Consider the following 16,045-nt stretch of genomic DNA (forward strand, 5'->3'; position numbering starts at 1 on the left):
TGCCACCGCAGCCGCCACTGCGCCTCGGTCAGCCCGGCGGCTGGGAGGTGGTGCCGGGCGTGGAGTAGTTTCCTGCCGCCGCGTACCACGCGCACCCGTCCGGCCTCCCAGTCGGCCCGTACCTGCTCCAGCCGGTCCTGCAGCACCCGCAGCCGCCGGGCCTTGGCGAACCACTCCCGCCGCGAGCGGTAGCCGCCCGGCGCCCCCTGGGTGCCCTTGGCCCCGAGGGGCTGCGCGAGCCGGCGTGTGATCACCTCGATGCCTGCCTGGAGGCTCTGGAGGTGGGCGAACTGCCCGCGCCGGGCCAGCGCCCACTGGTCGTGGGTGGCCTTGGTGATGCTGCCCGCCCACCGCGCGGACGACTGGCCCGTCAGCGCCCGCTTGCGCCGCGCCCACTGCTCGCCGTCGTGGGCCGGCCCGGCCGCGCAGCGCGCCTTCAGGTCGCCGGCGGCCAGCGAGCCGAGCAGAGCGCCGACCCGGCGCAGCACCGTCTCGTCCTGCCCGGTCAGCCCCTTGAGGCCGGCGCGGACCGCCACCCCGGACGGGCCGGGCACCACGAACGGCGCCGCCACCTTCCGCAGCCCGCCCACACCCCACCCCCGCCCGATGCCGACCAGCCCGTCACCGCACCCAACGAGAGTCCCGGTCAAAGGTCACGCATGCGAAACCAGAACGCCCGTCGCCCTGCCCCCTGCTGCTGTCCCACGGCCGTGCACAGCCACCGCGACGCTCACTCCTGCACACCAGAACACGCTCAACCAGCGTCAACCGCCAGCAGTTCACAACCCTCGTCACGCTTTTCGAGGCACCCGGCCGCCGCTCCCGGCCGGCCCGGCCGCCGTTGCCGCAGGATGCTGATCGGAAAATCGATGTGCGGGAGGGCAGGCGGCAGCATCCGGGCCGCTTGCGGACCGGATGGCGGTGAGACGGGACGGTCAGGCTGATGCTGGGCTGAGGGCAACTTGGTGGCCGAGGGCCTGGAGCTGGCGGACGAGGTCGCGGGTTTTGCGGGTGGGGGTCGAGGTGGCGGCGGTGCCAGTCGGCACCGAGCTCCTGGTAGGAGGCGTCCGGGTCGTTGATCAGGTGCCAGGCGATGACGAGTATCGAGCGGGCGACGGCGACCAGAGCTTTGGCATGGCCGCGGCGTTTGACGATGCGCCGGTAGCGGGCGCCGAGGAAGGTGTCGGTGCGGGCGGCGGCGTTGGCGGCCTCACCGAGAGCGCCCTTGAGCCAGGGGTTTCCCTGCCCGGCCGGCCTCGAGGTGTTCTTCGCTCCGGACTGGATCGTGCGGGGGCACAGCTTGGCCCAGGACACCAGGTGTTCAGGGGTGGGGAAGCGGCTCATGTCCGCGCCGATCTCGGCGAGGATGATCTGCGCGGTGGCCGGCCCGATCCCGGGGACGGCGTCCAGCTTCTCGGCCAGAGTGCGCGCACTGACCGCGGCGGCCTCCTCCCCGGTGCCTGTGCTGCCTGGCGGGGTGGTGATCTCCTCCAGCGTCCGGGCGATCAGCCGGTCGAGTTCGTCGATCTGTGCGGTGAGGTGGTCGACGGTGGACAGCAGCACCCGCAGCAGCCGGGCGTGGTGGTCTTCGAACTGCCCGGTCAGGGCCTCGATGAGGGCCGGCTTCTTCTTGACCAGGTTGCCCTTGGCGAGGTCGGCCAGGGTGCGCGGGTTGCGGTCTCCGGCGACCATCGCGTCGAGCATGGCCCGCCCGGACATGCCGAACAGGTCCGAGACGACGCCGGACAGTTTGATCTGCGCGTCCTGCAGGGCCTTGTCGACGCGGTGCTTGTGCCGGGTGCGTTCCTGGACGAACGCGGTGCGGGTGCGGGTGTAGTCCCGCAGCTGTCGCACCGGTTTCGGTGGGACGAACGAGGCGCGGACCATGCCGCGTTCGGCGAGCTTGGCCAGCCAGACCGCGTCCAGCTTGTCCGTCTTCGGTCGGCCGGGGACGTTCTTCACGTCGCGGGCGTTGACGAGCCAGCAGTCCAGGCCGCGGGCCTCCAGCAGATAGAGGAACGGGCGCCAGTACGAGCCTGTCGCTTCCATGACCACCCGCTCGACGCCCTGGCACACAAGCCGGTCGCCGAGTTCGAGGATCGTGTTCGTGGTCGAGGCGACCGTCCAGACCTTCTGAACACGTCGGCCTTCGATGGTGTCGTGCGGGACGCGCAGGCAGACCATCCCGGACGCCTTCGCGATGTCGATCGCCGCGACCCTGGCGACCGTCCCGTCGTCGTGGTCTTCTCCCAACTCCTCCATGACGTACCCCCTGGTGTGCTGGTGCAGGCAGGGGCTGCCCGGGAAGCCAAAAGGGGTAACGGAGAAGCTGATCGGCGTGCTCAAGGCGACAGTGTGCGGCCCCCTCGGACGGCTCCCTCACCGGACTCCTATGCGGGCTCACAGCCCAAACATCAAGCGGCGTCGGCGGACAGCCCCTGTACCGATTTTCACGCCCGCGGGGCGTCACCGCAGGTGAACGGTCGACTCCTATAAGGTCACGAGCGCCCGTCCGGTCGCGTGCGATGACCTCCCCGTCCGGGCCGACGGATCCTGCAAAGGACAGCCAGTCGGCGTCGGTCAGCCCGTGAGTCAGACCCGGCGGAGAAGCCACCACACATCCTCACGGTCAGCCCAGCAGTCGGCGCAGGAACGCGACGGTGCTCTCCCAGGCCCGGGCGGCGGAGTCGGGGTGGTGGCTGGGGCGGCGGTCGTTGAAGAAGGCGTGGCCGGCCGGGTACAGGCGGAAGTCCGGGGCGGTGCCGGACTGCCGCCGGATCGTCTCGGCCAGTTCCTCCACCTGCCGCGGCGGAATGCTCCGGTCCTGCTCCCCGTAGTGGCCGAGGACGTGGGCGCGCAGCCCGGAGAAGTCGGGCAGCTCGCCCCGGAGCCCGCCGTAGAACGGCACGGCCGCGCTCACCCGTGGCTCGACCGCGGCCAGGTACAGCACGAAGCCGCCGCCCATGCAGAAGCCGACGGCGCCGACCGTGTCCGAGGTGACCTCGGGCAGGCTCAGCAGGTGGTCGACGGCGCCGGAGAGCAGTTCGACACCGCGGGAGACCGGCAGGTCCTTCGCCATCCGCTGGGCCTCCTCGCTGTCGTGCGCCACGCTCCCGCCGTACAGGTCGGGCGCCAGGACGACGAATCCCTCGGCGGCGAGCCGGTCGGCGACGTCGGCGATGTGGTCCGTCAGCCCCCACCACTCCTGGATGACCAGGACGCCAGGGCCGCGTCCGGACGGCGGCAGCGCGAGATAGCCGTGGGCGGTGGCTCCCGCGCTCGGGAAGGTGGTGTTCTGGCGGGCGGGCGTCTCGGCGGGCCCGGGGCGCTCGGGCATGGCTTTGAACTCCTGTCCGGTCGGCCCCCTCCTTTCATCATGGCAGGCGGTGCGGCCGGAAGCGGGCCGTGGCATCCTGCCGGCTTCCGTCATGGCCATCCTGTGGACCGCCGACACGCCGCGGACGCCCGGCCGGGCCCGGATCGCCCTCGGCGACGGCCTGGCCCGCACCACGATCCTGACCCGGCTGTACGAGAAGGGGGTCGTCGAGCGCCGCCGTCAGGGGCGGGGCCGAGCCTGCTGTTCCGTCCAGGACGCGCCCGGGCTCACCGCCCGCCGTGTGCACTCCGGGCTCGACCGCGACACCGGCCGCGAGACGGTTCTCGCCCGCTTCGCCGCCCGGCTCAGCCCCGACGACGAGCGCATCCCGCGTGATCTGCTCGCACCCGGTGAGCGATGACCACGGCTCTGCTCCTGCCGTTCACCGCGCGGCACTGACCCCGGTGTGCGCTCGACCGCCCCGCCCCCGCCGCCATCGCCACCGGGCAGGTGTCGCCCGGGGCGAAGAGCCCGCCGACCGCCTGCCGTATCTGCCCCGGCAGGACTGGCGCCGAATGAGGTTTTACGTATAACCTCACTCGGCGCCCGCCCGTCCCGAAAGGCCCCGATGAGACGCATCGCCCTGGTCACCCTCGTCGTCGACGACTACGACGAGGCGATCCGCTTCTACACCGGGGCGCTCGGCTTCCGGCTCACCGAGGACACCCCGCGCCCGGACGGCTCGCGCTGGGTCGTCGTCGAACCGGACGGGAACGACGCCGGTGGCGCTCTGCTGCTCGCCCGCGCCGGGACCGGGCGCCAGCGGGCCCGGGTGGGCGACCAGACCGGCGGGCGCGTCGGCTTCTTCCTGCACACCGACGACTTCGCCCGCGACCACGCCCGGATGCGGGCGGCGGGCGTGACCTTCCTGGAGGAGCCGCGGCACGAGCCGTACGGCACCGTCGCCGTCTTCGAGGACCTGTACGGCAACCGCTGGGACCTGCTCCAGCCCGCCACCCCGTGACACCCACCACCTGCCCGAGGAAACACCCATGACCGCGCCCCGCGTCGACACCGACACCCTCCGCCGGCTGCCCAAGGCCGTGCTGCACGACCACCTCGACGGCGGGCTGCGCCCGGCCACCGTCGTCGAGCTCGCGGACGCGGTCGGCCACACGCTGCCCACCACCGACCCCGACGAGCTCGCCGCCTGGTTCTACGACGCGGCCAACTCCGGGGACCTGGTGCGGTACATAGCCACCTTCGAGCACACCCTCGCCGTGATGCAGACCCGCGAGGGCCTGCTGCGCACCGCGGAGGAGTACGTCCTGGACCTGGCCGGGGACGGCGTCGTCTACGGAGAGGTCCGCTACGCCCCCGAGCTCATGGTCAGGGGCGGGCTCACCCTGAACGAGGTCGTCGAGACCGTCCAGGAGGGCCTGGCCGCCGGTATGGCCAAGGCGGCCGCCGCCGGTACGCCCGTGAAGGTGGGCACGCTGCTGTGCGGGATGCGGATGTTCGACCGCAGCCGCGAGATCGCCGGTCTGGCCGTCGCCCACCGCGACGCCGGCGTCGTCGGCTTCGACATCGCCGGTGCCGAGGACGGCTTCCCGCCCGCCGACCACCTGGCCGCCTTCGAGCACCTGCGCCACGAGAACGTGCCGTTCACCATCCACGCCGGAGAGGCCCACGGCCTGCCCAGCATCCACCAGGCGCTGCAGGTGTGCGGCGCCCAGCGCATCGGGCACGGCGTGCGCATCACCGACGACATCGTCGACGGCAAGTTGGGCCGGCTGGCCGGCTGGGTGCGCGACCGCCGGATCGCCCTGGAGATGTGTCCGACCTCCAACCTGCAGACCGGCGCCGCCGCCTCGATCGCCGGGCACCCCATCACCACGCTGAAGGACCTCGGCTTCCGGGTCACCCTCAACACCGACAACCGCCTGGTGTCCGGTACGACGATGACCCGCGAGATGTCCCTGCTGGTCGAGCACGCGGGCTGGACCGTCGAGGACCTGCGCACGGTCACGGTGAACGCGGTCAAGAGCGCGTTCATCCCCTTCGACGAGCGGGGTGCCCTGCTCAGGGACGTGGTGCTGCCGGGCTACGAGGGCGCGCTCTCCGACAGCCCCCTGACGTAGGCGGCCTGCCCGACGTGCTGCAGGTCGTCGGACAGGACGCTGACCAGGCGCACGCCCAGGGTGACCGGCGGATCCCAGCGCTCGTCGACGACGCGTTCGAGGTCCTTGGCGGACAGTTGGCGCAGGGCCTTCAGGGTCTGCTCGTGCACGGCGTCGTAGTAGCCGGTCAGCAGCTCACCCGAGTCGACCCGCACCTTGGCGACCTGCGCCGGGCTGTGCCCGTACCCGGTGTCGTGGCGCTTCAGGCCGAGCCCGAAGCGCTCCTCCCAGCCCTGTGAGAGCCACACCTGTCCGAGGCCGGACGCGTCGGCGACGTGGTCGTCCTGCACCCGCGTGAGGTGCCAGACGAGCCAGGCGATGGAGTTGGCGCCGGTGCCGGGACGGGCGTTGAGCCGCTCGGCCGGCAGGCCGTCGACGACGGCGTGGACCTCTTCCCGGATGCGGCCGTAACCGTCGACGAGGATGTCCTTCGCATGCATACGCCCACCCTCGCGCATCCGCCCCCGTCACGCGTCCGGAACACCGCCGGACGCCGGGCCCCGTGACTCCAGCAGGGTGATCAGGGCACGGGCGGCGGGGCTGGTGGCCTGTTCGGGCGGCAGCAGGGCGACGGTCTCGTACTCCGTCCCGGCGACGCCCTTGAGCGGCAGCGCGGTCAGCGAGGGCCGCTTGTGCCGGAAGTGGCGGGGCACGACCGCGATGCCGAGGTTCTCGCCGACCAGGTCGAGCAGGCCGTGCACGTCGTTGACCTCCAGGGCCACCGTGCGCCGCACGCCCGCGGCGGCGAAGGCCGCGTCGGTGGTCCGGCGCGGCCCCCAGTCCGGGTGGAAGTCGACGAAGACCTCGCCGTCCACGTCCCTGGGCGTGAGGGCGGCACCGGACGCCGCGAGCCGGTGGCCGGGGTGGCACAGCACCGTCATGGGCTCGCCGGCCAGCGACACCGAGCGCAGTTGGTCGGTGTCCGCGCGGGTGCGGTAGGCGAACGCCAGGTCGAGCCGGCCGGCCGCGACCTCCTCCGCCAGCGAGCTTGAGCCCGCCTGCCGCAGCCGTATCTCCACATTCGGATGGAGTCGCCGGAACGCGGCGAGCAGCCCGGCCACATGCACCCCGGCGATGCACTGCTCGGTGCCCAGCGACAGCGTGCCGCGCAGCACGCCCTGCACCGCCGCCACCGCCTCGTGCGCCGCCCGCACCTGCGCCAGGATCCGCTCCGCCTCACCGAGCAGCGCGCGCCCGGCCTCCGTGAGCGTCACCCGGCGCGTGGTGCGCACGAACAACGGAGTCTGCAACTCCCGCTCCAGCGACCGGATCGACGCCGACAGCCCCGACTGGGAGACCATCAGTCGCTCGGCGGCCCGGGTGAAGTGCTGGTCCTCGGCGACGGCGACGAAGTGCTGGAGGTGGCGCAGTTCCATGACTGAGAAGCCTAGTCGCTGAATTCCATCCGATTCTCCTGTTGGACCAATGCCCGCGGGTGACGCCAGAGTGGGACACCGGTTCCACCGAACCGGTCGTTTTCCCGCCAACCCCTCAGGGAGTCGCGTTGTACACCGCCCACCCCGACCGCTATGCGGACATGCCCTACCGGCGCACCGGACGCAGTGGCCTGAAACTCCCCGCGCTGTCGCTCGGTCTGTGGCACAACTTCGGCCCCGACCGCCCGGTGGAGACCCAGCGCGCCATCCTGCGCCGCGCCTTCGACCTGGGCGTCACCCACTTCGACCTGGCCAACAACTACGGCCCGCCGCCCGGCGCCGCCGAGTCCGCCCTCGGCGAGGCGCTGCGGGCGGACTTCGCGCCGTACCGGGACGAGCTGGTGATCTCCACCAAGGCCGGATACCTGATGTGGCCCGGCCCGTACGGAGAGTGGGGCTCGCGCAAGTATCTGCTGTCCTCCCTGGACCAGAGCCTGCGGCGGATGGGCCTGGAGTACGTCGACATCTTCTACTCGCACCGCCCCGACCCCGAGACTCCTCTGGAGGAGACGATGGGCGCCCTGCACTCGGCGGTCCAGCAGGGCAAGGCGCTCTACGCCGGTGTCTCCAACTACTCCCCGGAGCAGACCCGCGAGGCCGCCCGCATCCTGGGCGAACTGGGCACCCCGCTGCTGATCCACCAGCCGCGCTACTCGATGCTCGACCGGCGCCCCGAGGAACAGGGCCTGCTCGACACCCTCGACGAACTCCAGGTCGGCTCCATCGCCTACTCACCGCTGGAGCAGGGCCTGCTCACCGCCCGCTACCTCGACGGCATCCCCGAGGACTCGCGCGCGGCGAGCGACAGCCCGTTCCTGGACTCCGACGCGGTCACCGAGGACCTGGTGGGCAGGCTGCGGGCCCTGGACGAGATCGCCGAGTCCCGCGGCCAGTCCCTGGCCCAGCTGGCCCTGGCCTGGGTGCTGCGCGGCGGCCGGGTCACCTCGGCCCTGGTCGGCGCGAGCAGCCCGCAGCAGCTTCAGGACAGCGTCGAGGCGACCCGCAACCTGGACTTCGACGCGGAGGAACTGGCCCGCATCGACGCGATCGTCCGGCCGTAGGGGCCTGACGCACGCCCCGGCCGCCGGTTTCCGGGAGAAGCACGCGGTGCCGTGGTGCCCGTCGATCCGACGGGCACCACCCTGCCGGGACGTGCCGCGCGGCCACGGACCGTCGCGGTTTCGGCCACGCGGCACGCCGAATATGCCAGGAGACTGGCCGGAAAGTCATGGTGACAGTGTTTCAGCAGTGAACATACTCAATTTCAGGGGCAGTTCACCGCACAACAACCATGCTGCACCGCACGACAAGGCACGACAGGGCACGACAAGCGCACGGAGAGCGAGGCAGTACCGGCAGGCGACGACGCGACGGGGGAGGAGCAGTGCACAACGAATTCCTGTGCCATGTCACCGCGTACGGCATGTGCGACGGACGCCGCGTCGGCGTCCCGCTCGGCACCTACCGCGCGCCCACCCTGGCCCTGGCCCTGTGGTGGCTGCGCGACCGCGCCTCCTGGATCGCCGAACGGCTCGACCCCGTCCCCGACAGCCCCCACGTCCCGGCCGGCGCACTCGTCCCGGTGCCGGAGACCGTGCCCGACGTACCGCGCATCCTGCGGGCCTGGTGCGCCGACGTGGCCCAACAGGAGACCGCTGCCGACGAGTTGGCCGACGGCCGGCTGGTGCGGATCGCCGCGAGCGACGACACCACCGAGTACGAACTGCTCGCCGAGTCGGTGGACGCCCTGCGCATGCACCGCACCCTCCCGGCCCTCGTCCTGCCGATGGCCTGACCGGAGGTGGCCTCACGAGGAAGGCGCCTCGCCCCGGTGGCGTACCCACGCGGCCGGCAGGGCTCCCAGGAAGCCGGTGACCAGGCCCCACAGGGCGGCCAGTCCCAGCGCACTCCACAGCCGAGGGACGAGCAGGAGCTCTCCGGACAGGTTGCCGCCCACGCTCCCGATGCCGAGGAGGGACAGGCCGTAGTGGGCGGAGATCCGGCCCACGGCACAGATCGTCAGCACCGTCAGCACCAGCGCGACGGCCATGCGCAGGGCGTGCCGCCAGGCCGGTGTCCGCGCCGGGGAGCGCACCGCCATCAGGAACGCGGCACCCAGCAGCAGCACGGCGTCCACGACCACCAGCCACCACACCCGGCCGTCGTGCTCGGCGAGCGCGCCCACGTTGAGCGTGGAGACGTCCGGGGTGCGCAGCACCTGGTCGAGCAGGTGCGGCATGGGCAGCCCGAACGGCCCGTTCACCCTGCCGTGCCAGGTGGCGCCCAGGCCGATCGTGAAGGCGAGCCAGGTCAGGTTCGGCAGCCCGAGCAGGATCACCGCGAAGTGGTCCGCCGGATGCCCGCGGGTCGTCGCCGTCACGAGCGCGACGACGAGGCCCACGACGACACACGCGAGCAGCAGGACGACCATGGCGTACGCCGCCGGACGCACCGGTTCCCGGCACCTCAGCAGCCGCGCCGGCAGCGGTGCTCCGGACGCCACCAGCAGGGCCGGCACCAGCACGCCGGCCAGCCACAGCAGCCCGAAGAGCACGGTCAGCGGCACCTGTGCGGTGAAGCCGACCTCCGGCTCGGCGCCGAACAGGCCGCCGAGGGCGCCGAGTACGCCGTCGCCGAGGTCGACGGCGAAGGTCTGCCGGGCGCCGAGCGCCAGGCCGGTCAGGGCGAGCAGCCACAGTACGGCGATCCGTGCGGCCCACCCGGCCAGTTCCCGTACCCCGGCCACCGCGCGGTGCCGCAGCGGCCGCAGGAATCCCCCGGCGACGACGAACGCGCCGGCGAGCGTGACCGACAGCGGGATCACCGTGATACCGGCGTGCGTCTCGGCGAGGACGCCCGCGTTCCCCGACAGCTCCACGCTCCCGCCGACCGCCGTCACCACGGTCGCGGCGACCACCCGGGGGAAGGCGTTGTCGGGAAGCCCGGCGGCACCGGCCGCCCACAGTCCCAGCGCGGCGACGACACCCATGGCGAGCAGAGCGGCCAGCACCGTGGCGACGGCCTGCACCCAGCCGTGGTGGCGGGTGGCCGGCGCGGCGGTGGGGCGCGGCGGGCTCACACTGCCACGCTAAGCAGCCCGGCCGCGGCGCGCCCGCCGGGAGGTCCGTGCGCGGGGACCGCGGGGCGGACCGGAGGCGGACGGCGGGTCGGACCGCGGGGCGGACGGCGGGTCGGACCGCGGGGCGGACGGCGGGTCGGACCGCGGGGCGGACTGCGGGGCGCGGCTCGGGGTAACAGGACAGGTGCAGCAGTGTCCGGCCGGACCGGCTTGGCGAGAGAGACACGTATGACCGAGGACCTGGACGGGGCAGTGATACCGACTGGTTTCGACGTTCCCGTGGATCCGCTCCGGCGAGCGGCGCACTACACCGGTGAACCCGGTTGCATCGCCGCGGCGCGGTCCTTCGCCGCGCACTTCCTGGACCAGCTCAGGACCGAGTGGTGCGCCCAGATCGGCCGCCGCTCCGGTGACGCGCTCCTGCTGGTGGTCAGCGAGCTGGTCACCAACGCCGACCGGCACAGCAACGGCCCGTACATCCTGGAACTCGAGGGAACGGACGTCGCGGTCGGCGTGTGCGTGTACGACAGCAGCGCCGCGCTGCCCCGGCGCTTCCCCCGGAACCCGCGGCGCGTCGGCCGGCACGGCCTGGAGATAGTGCACGCGCTGGCCTGCGAGGTCACCGTGGAGCGGGTACCGGTCGGCAAGCGTGTGCGCGCCGTGGTCGGCCTCGGCCGCGACTGAACGCCGGGCCGCCGCGTCAGGCGCAGCCCAACTCGCCCAGCATTCCCTGGCGCAGCTGTGTGATGATCCGCTTGATCAGCCGGGAGACGTGCATCTGCGAGCAGCCGAGCCGTTCGCCGATCTCCGCCTGGGTGGCCTCCTCCACGAACCGCAGATGGATGATCTGCCGGTCGCGTTCACTGAGCCCGGCCACCAGCGGCGCGAGGCAGTGGAAGTCCTCGACGAGCTCGATTCCGGCCTCCTCGACCCCGATGAAGTCGGCGAGCACCGCCTCGCCGTCCTCGGCACCGTCACCGGTGAGGGCGGCGTCCAGCGACGTGGAGTTGTAGCCGTTGGAGGCGATCCGGGCCTCGACCACCTGGTCCTCGGAGAGGTTCATCAGTGTGGCGAGCTCGGCGACCGTCGGGTCCCGGTCCAGACGGCTGGACAGCTCCTCGCGGGCCCGGGCCAGCTCCACCCGCAGCTCCTGCAGCCGCCGCGGCACGTGCACCGCCCAGGTGGTGTCGCGGAAGAACCGCTTGATCTCACCGACGATGTACGGCAGGGCGAAGGAGGTGAACTCCACCTCGCGCGCCAGCTCGAACCGGTCGATGGCCTTGATCAGGCCGATCATCCCGGTCTGGACGATGTCCTCCATGTCGTCGCCGCGGTTGCGGAACCGGCCGGCCGCGAACCGCACCAGCGACATGTTCATCTCGATGAGCGTGTTGCGCGCGTACTGGTATTCGTGCGTGCCCTCCTCCAGCTCCGTCAGCCGCCGGAAGAAATGACGGGACAGCTCCCGCGCGTCTCGGGGAGCGACCGACCGCGGGTCCACCACCCCCGGCAGCGGCTCGCCGCCCGTCACGGTCTCCCGGGTCTTCCCGACCGCTGCCTCGGACCGGATCACGGCGGTGTCCATTGCCTCTCCCACGAAAGTCACGGTTGCGGCCTCTGCTCTTCGGCCTGTCTGCGTCTGTCCCGGAGTTCCGGTACCGAACGGCCGCGCGACCCCCGGGTTCCCCACCCGCGGCGATGTATGCGGGCCTCGGCCCCGGGGTTCCGCTCACGTTCCACCTGCCGGGCCGTACGGGCCACGGATACCCGGAGTCACTCCGCGCATGTCCCCTCGTGCGCCGGGTGACGCGAAATCGACGGTACGCGGGCGGCGGGCGCGGCCGGTGATTCACCCAGGGCGGAATGCCGCTCCCTTCCACCCGCGTGCCCCGTCCCTAGGCTGAAGGGATGAGCAGCCAAGCGCCGAACCAAGTCCGCGTCATCCCCCTGCGCCCGCCGGCCGTGCGCCCGTCGGCCGCGCGCCCGGGGACGGCCCGCCCAACGTCCGACCACCCGGCCGCGGCTCCCCGTGAACCCCTCTGGCGCGACCTCGTCGGTGACGTCCTGCGCCGGGAGCGGCTCACGCAGGAGCGCACGCTCAAGGACGTCGCCGACGCGGCGCGGATCTCGATGCCGTATCTGTCGGAGATCGAACGCGGCCGCAAGGAAGCCTCCTCGGAGGTCCTCGCGGCCGCGGCACAGGCGCTCGGCCTGGGCCTGGGCGACCTGCTGTCACTGGTGCAGGGGGAGCTGGCGCGGGTCGCTCGCCGCACCCCGGCCGCCCCCCGTCACGACGGACTGTGCCTGGCCGCCTGACGGACACGCCGCCCGGCCCGGCGCCTCACACCTGTCTCAGACGGGTGCGAGGCGCCGGCGCAACACCTCGTCGGCCAGCCCGTAGGCCACCGCCTCCTCGGCGGTGAACACCTTGTCGCGATCCATGTCCGCGCGCAGGGTGGCGACGTCGTGACCGGTGTGCCGGGACAGCACCTCCTCCACCTGGGAGCGGATCCGGACCATCTCCCTGGCCTGCAGCGCCAGATCGGAGACCGTGCCCTGCCGGCCGCCACTGGCCGGCTGCCCGAGCAGCACACGCGCGTGCTCCAGCACGAACCGGCGCCCCGGGTCCCCGGCCGCCAGCAGCACCGCCGCCGTCGAGGCCGCCTGCCCCACGCAGAACGTGGAGATCGGCGACTGCACGAACGCCATCGTGTCGTAGATCGCCATCAGCGAAGTGAACGAGCCACCGGGCGAGTTGAGATAGACCGCGATCTCCTGCTCGGGGTTCGCCGACTCCAGGTGGAGGAGCTGGGCGATGACGACGCCCGCCACTCCGTCGTCGATCTCGGTGCCGAGGAAGACGATCCGCTCGTTCAGCAGCCGGCTGAACACGTCGTACGACCGCTCGCCCTGAGCGGTCCGCTCGATCACGTACGGAACCGTGTACGACCCCATGTCACCACCCCATCCGCCGGTGCGAGGAGGCCGGGCGGATGTCGGCGAACGACTCCACCACCCGGTCCACCATCCCGTACTCCCTGGCCTGTTCGGCCGTGAACCAGCGGTCCCGGTCGCCGTCCCGCGCGATCGTCTCCTCGCTCTGCCCGGTGTGCTCGGCGGTGATCCGCTCGATGGTCCGCTTGGTGTGCTCCAGGTTCTCCGCCTGGATCTCGACGTCGGCGGTGGTGCCGCCGATGCCCGCCGACGGCTGGTGCATCATGATCCGTGCGTTCGGCAGTGCGAACCGCTTGCCGCGGGTGCCCACGGTCAGCAGGAACTGGCCCATGCTGGCCGCGAACCCCATGGCCAGCGTCGACACGTCGTTCGGGATGAGCCGCATCGTGTCGTGGATGGCGAGGCCCGCGGTGACGGACCCGCCAGGGCTGTTGATGTACAGGCTGATGTCGGTACGCGAGTCCTCGGCCGACAGCAGGAGCAGTTGCGCGCACACGCGGTTGGCCGACACCTCGTCGACCTGGGTGCCCAGGAACACGATCCGCTGCGCGAGCAGTCCGGCCGCGAGGTGGTCGTCGAACCGGCTGGGCGCGGTGTCCCCCTCCTCGGCGCGCGGCGGGAGCGCGGCGAGCGGGAGCAGTGCGGTGGGTGGAGCCATCGGATCTCCTTCTGGTGGCAGGGATGCCGTCGAACTCCACTGTCACCCCGGTGAGTTGACCGCGGACGCTTTCTCTGCCCGCAGCAGATCCGCCACGAGCAGATTCGCCACGAGCAGACCCGCCCCGCCGTCCCTCCTGAACTTTTCCCGGACGCGCCGATGAGTTTCGCCGTGCGGGCCGGTCGACACACATGTCCGCGTCGCACGCATCAGGAGGAACCCGTGACCACCGAAGGATTCACCACCTGCCTCTGGTTCGACGGCCAGGCCGAGGAGGCCGCCCACTACTACGTCTCGATCTTCAAGAACGCCGGCATCGGGAAGGTCGGCCACTACACCGAGGCCGGACCGGGCCCGGCCGGATCCGTGATCACCGTCGACTTCACGGCCAACGGCCAGAAGTTCGTCGCGCTCAACGGCGGCCCCGAGTTCACGTTCAACGAGTCGATCTCCTTCCAGATCCACTGCGCCGACCAGGAGGAGGTCGACCACTACTGGACCAGGCTCACCGAGAACGGCGGCGAACCCGGCCCCTGCGGCTGGCTCAAGGACAAGTACGGCGTCTCCTGGCAGGTGGTCCCGGACCGGCTCATGGAGATGCTCGGCGACCCCGACGCCGAGAAGGCGGCCCGCGCCACGCGGGCGATGCTCGCGATGAGCAAACTCGACATCGCCGCGCTGGAGAAGGCGTACGCCGGCGAGTGACGGCGTACCGCGGGGCCGGCCCACCCGTGCGGGGGAGTGGACCGGCCCCGACCGGGCCCCGGCTCAGGACAGGTCGTTCACCAGCACCGCCGCCCCGTCGAAGCGGCCGGCCTTGAGGTCCCGCAGCGCCTGCTGGGCCTCGGAGAGCGGGTAGAGGTGCGTGGTGGCGCGCACGCCGTGCCGGGCGGCCAGTGCGAGGAACTCCCGGCCGTCCTCGCGCGTGTTCGAGGTGACGCTGCGCAGCTCCTTCTCGTAGAACAGCTCGCTCGCGTAGTGCAGCGGAGGCGTGTCGCTCAGGTGGATCCCGGCGACGGACAGCACGCCGCCGCGGTCGAGGGCCCGCAGCGCCACCGGGACCAGGTCACCCACCGGGGCGAACAGGATCGCGCTGTCCAGCGGCTCGGGCGGCGACGCGTACGCGTCCTGGGCGGAGGCGGCGCCCAGCTCCAGCGCGAGCCGCCGCGAGGCCTCCCCGCGGGTCATGACGTGCACGGTGGCACCCTGGGCGAGCGCCACCTGGGCGCACAGGTGCGCGCTGCCCCCGAACCCGTACAGGCCGAGCCGCCCGCCCGGCGGCAGCGAGGCCCGGCGCAGCGCCCGGTGGCCGATGATGCCCGCGCACAGCAGCGGCGCGAGCGCCACGTCGTCGACCTCGCCGGGCAGCGGGTAGGCGAAGGCGGCCGGGACGGTGGTGTACTCGGCGTAGCCGCCGTCGGCGTCCCAGCCGGTGTACCGGGAGGCCGGACACAGGTTCTCCGCGCCGCGCGCACAGTACGCGCAGACGCCGTCGGTACTGCGCAACCAGGCCACGCCCACCCGGTCGCCGGGCTCGAAGCCGCTCACCGCCCGCCCCCGGCCCGCCACCACGCCCACCACCTCGTGACCCGGCACGACCCCGGCCCGGTGCACCGGCAGGTCGCCCTCGGCGACGTGCAGATCGGTGCGGCACACCCCGCACGCGCGCACGTGCACGAGCAACTCGTCGTCCCCCGGCACCGGAACCGGCTTCTGCGTGAACCGCAGCGGCCCCTCCTCCACCGGCCGCGGCCCGGCCACCGCCCACGCCCGCATCGTGCCGTCCGCCATCTCCTGCCCCGTCCCGCCGAGGACCGTCCCCTGTCCGCCCCAGTGTGGAACAAACAAGCCGATTCGGCGCGACCCGGCCCGGGAAGGACCCGTCCGGGCGTGGCATGATCGAGCCCATGCGTGAACGTGTGGTGGCCGCCTGCGACGGGGCGTCGAAGGGAAATCCGGGTCCTGCGGGCTGGGCGTGGGTCGTCTCGGACGACGCGGAGACCCCGGCCCGCTGGGAGGCGGGAGCGCTCGGCACGGCGACCAACAACATCGCCGAACTCACGGCGCTGGAACGACTGCTGACGGCGACCGACCCGGACGTGCCGCTCGAGGTGCGGATGGACTCGCAGTACGCGATGAAGGCCGTCACCACCTGGCTGCCCGGCTGGAAGCGCAACGGCTGGAGGACGGCCGCCGGCAAGCCGGTCGCCAACCAGGAGCTGGTCGTGCGGATCGACGAACTGCTCCAGGACCGCTCGGTCGACTTCCGCTACGTACCCGCCCACCAGGTCGACGGCGACCCGCTCAACGACTTCGCCGACCGCGCCGCCAGCCAGGCCGCCACCGCACAGCGGCCGGCGGGCAGCGCCCTCGGCTCGCCCGAACCGCCGCCCTCGCCCGTCGCCCCGGCGTCCGCCTCCC

18 protein-coding genes and 1 pseudogene are annotated in these 16,045 nt (G+C 72.4%); 9 read left to right on the forward strand and 10 right to left on the reverse strand.

The genetic code is table 11. From position 1 onward, the window contains the following. The 3 genes and pseudogenes from DEP02_RS23945 to DEP02_RS23955 all read right to left on the reverse strand — a co-directional run. Nucleotides 1-590, reverse strand: a pseudogene (locus DEP02_RS23945) (IS200/IS605 family accessory protein TnpB-related protein); the annotation flags it as partial. A 31-nt stretch (nucleotides 591-621) separates the two neighbouring features. Further along, on the reverse strand, nucleotides 622-2,346 hold the full coding sequence (locus DEP02_RS23950) for an IS110 family RNA-guided transposase (RefSeq protein ID WP_232839253.1): 1,725 nt from the start codon (nucleotides 2,344-2,346) through the stop codon (nucleotides 622-624). A gap of 283 nt (nucleotides 2,347-2,629) precedes the next feature. Further along, the gene (locus tag DEP02_RS23955) at nucleotides 2,630-3,337 is read right to left on the reverse strand and encodes a dienelactone hydrolase family protein (protein WP_112469760.1); all 708 of its coding nucleotides are present in this window, start codon (nucleotides 3,335-3,337) and stop codon (nucleotides 2,630-2,632) included. 91 nt (nucleotides 3,338-3,428) lie between these two features. On the opposite strand from DEP02_RS23955, the gene DEP02_RS23960 reads away from it, so the two are divergent. The 3 genes from DEP02_RS23960 (at nucleotide 3,429) to DEP02_RS23970 (ending at nucleotide 5,457) form a co-directional block, all read left to right on the forward strand. Next, complete coding sequence (locus tag DEP02_RS23960) at nucleotides 3,429-3,737, forward strand: BlaI/MecI/CopY family transcriptional regulator (protein ID WP_232839254.1); 309 nt, start codon at nucleotides 3,429-3,431, stop codon at nucleotides 3,735-3,737. 207 nt (nucleotides 3,738-3,944) lie between these two features. Continuing rightward, complete coding sequence (locus tag DEP02_RS23965) at nucleotides 3,945-4,340, forward strand: VOC family protein (RefSeq protein WP_112469761.1); 396 nt, start codon at nucleotides 3,945-3,947, stop codon at nucleotides 4,338-4,340. Between the two features lie 28 nt (nucleotides 4,341-4,368). Then, complete coding sequence (locus DEP02_RS23970) at nucleotides 4,369-5,457, forward strand: adenosine deaminase (protein ID WP_112469762.1); 1,089 nt, start codon at nucleotides 4,369-4,371, stop codon at nucleotides 5,455-5,457. Here DEP02_RS23970 and DEP02_RS23975 read toward each other — a convergent pair. Together DEP02_RS23975 and DEP02_RS23980 are read right to left on the reverse strand one after the other, a co-directional pair. Next, entirely contained in the window at nucleotides 5,421-5,936 is a 516-nt protein-coding gene (locus DEP02_RS23975) for a mycothiol transferase (RefSeq protein ID WP_112469763.1), read from the reverse strand. The genes DEP02_RS23970 and DEP02_RS23975 overlap by 37 nt on opposite strands. Before the next feature lie 27 nt (nucleotides 5,937-5,963). Beyond that, nucleotides 5,964-6,872, reverse strand: coding sequence for a LysR family transcriptional regulator (locus tag DEP02_RS23980; protein WP_112469764.1), 909 nt, complete (start codon nucleotides 6,870-6,872; stop codon nucleotides 5,964-5,966). A 128-nt stretch (nucleotides 6,873-7,000) separates the two neighbouring features. Between DEP02_RS23980 and mgrA the strand changes: the two genes are divergently transcribed. Both mgrA and DEP02_RS23990 read left to right on the forward strand, forming a co-directional pair. Then, nucleotides 7,001-7,993 carry an L-glyceraldehyde 3-phosphate reductase gene (gene mgrA, locus DEP02_RS23985; protein WP_112469765.1) on the forward strand — a complete coding sequence of 331 codons (993 nt, stop codon included), beginning with the start codon at nucleotides 7,001-7,003 and terminating at the stop codon, nucleotides 7,991-7,993. Between the two features lie 323 nt (nucleotides 7,994-8,316). After that, a complete protein-coding gene (locus DEP02_RS23990) occupies nucleotides 8,317-8,727 on the forward strand; it encodes a hypothetical protein (protein ID WP_112469766.1) in 411 nt (136 codons plus the stop codon). A gap of 12 nt (nucleotides 8,728-8,739) precedes the next feature. Here DEP02_RS23990 and DEP02_RS23995 read toward each other — a convergent pair whose 3' ends face one another. Continuing rightward, entirely contained in the window at nucleotides 8,740-9,921 is a 1,182-nt protein-coding gene (locus DEP02_RS23995) for a streptophobe family protein (RefSeq protein ID WP_232839255.1), read from the reverse strand. Between the two features lie 318 nt (nucleotides 9,922-10,239). Here DEP02_RS23995 and DEP02_RS24005 point away from each other — a divergent pair, with 318 nt between their 5' ends. Further along, on the forward strand, nucleotides 10,240-10,695 hold the full coding sequence (locus DEP02_RS24005; RefSeq protein WP_112469768.1) for an ATP-binding protein: 456 nt from the start codon (nucleotides 10,240-10,242) through the stop codon (nucleotides 10,693-10,695). Between the two features lie 16 nt (nucleotides 10,696-10,711). On the opposite strand, the gene DEP02_RS24010 is transcribed toward DEP02_RS24005, so the two are convergent. Then, nucleotides 10,712-11,596 carry an RNA polymerase sigma factor SigF gene (locus DEP02_RS24010; protein WP_112469769.1) on the reverse strand — a complete coding sequence of 295 codons (885 nt, stop codon included), beginning with the start codon at nucleotides 11,594-11,596 and terminating at the stop codon, nucleotides 10,712-10,714. Nucleotides 11,597-11,919: 323 nt separating this feature from the next. Here DEP02_RS24010 and DEP02_RS24015 point away from each other — a divergent pair, with 323 nt between their 5' ends. Beyond that, nucleotides 11,920-12,327, forward strand: a complete 408-nt coding sequence (locus tag DEP02_RS24015; RefSeq protein WP_112469770.1) for a helix-turn-helix domain-containing protein — start codon at nucleotides 11,920-11,922, stop codon at nucleotides 12,325-12,327. Nucleotides 12,328-12,363: 36 nt separating this feature from the next. Here the strand turns inward: DEP02_RS24015 and DEP02_RS24020 are convergent, their stop codons facing one another. Together DEP02_RS24020 and DEP02_RS24025 are read right to left on the reverse strand one after the other, a co-directional pair. Beyond that, complete coding sequence (locus DEP02_RS24020; protein WP_112469771.1) at nucleotides 12,364-12,966, reverse strand: ClpP family protease; 603 nt, start codon at nucleotides 12,964-12,966, stop codon at nucleotides 12,364-12,366. A gap of 1 nt (nucleotide 12,967) precedes the next feature. Beyond that, on the reverse strand, nucleotides 12,968-13,624 hold the full coding sequence (locus tag DEP02_RS24025) for a ClpP family protease (RefSeq protein ID WP_112469772.1): 657 nt from the start codon (nucleotides 13,622-13,624) through the stop codon (nucleotides 12,968-12,970). A gap of 222 nt (nucleotides 13,625-13,846) precedes the next feature. Between DEP02_RS24025 and DEP02_RS24030 the strand changes: the two genes are divergently transcribed. Next, nucleotides 13,847-14,329 (forward strand): VOC family protein, encoded by a 483-nt coding sequence (locus DEP02_RS24030; protein WP_112469773.1) that lies wholly within the window; start codon nucleotides 13,847-13,849, stop codon nucleotides 14,327-14,329. Between the two features lie 63 nt (nucleotides 14,330-14,392). Here the strand turns inward: DEP02_RS24030 and DEP02_RS24035 are convergent, their stop codons facing one another. After that, on the reverse strand, nucleotides 14,393-15,400 hold the full coding sequence (locus tag DEP02_RS24035) for a zinc-binding alcohol dehydrogenase family protein (RefSeq protein ID WP_198668561.1): 1,008 nt from the start codon (nucleotides 15,398-15,400) through the stop codon (nucleotides 14,393-14,395). A gap of 119 nt (nucleotides 15,401-15,519) precedes the next feature. Between DEP02_RS24035 and DEP02_RS24040 the strand changes: the two genes are divergently transcribed. Then, the coding region (locus DEP02_RS24040) for a ribonuclease H family protein (protein ID WP_112469775.1) at nucleotides 15,520-16,045 on the forward strand (526 nt) is incomplete at its 3' end.

The sequence above is a fragment of the Streptomyces triticisoli genome (assembly GCF_003270085.1).
GTDB classification, from domain to species: domain Bacteria; phylum Actinomycetota; class Actinomycetes; order Streptomycetales; family Streptomycetaceae; genus Streptomyces; species Streptomyces triticisoli.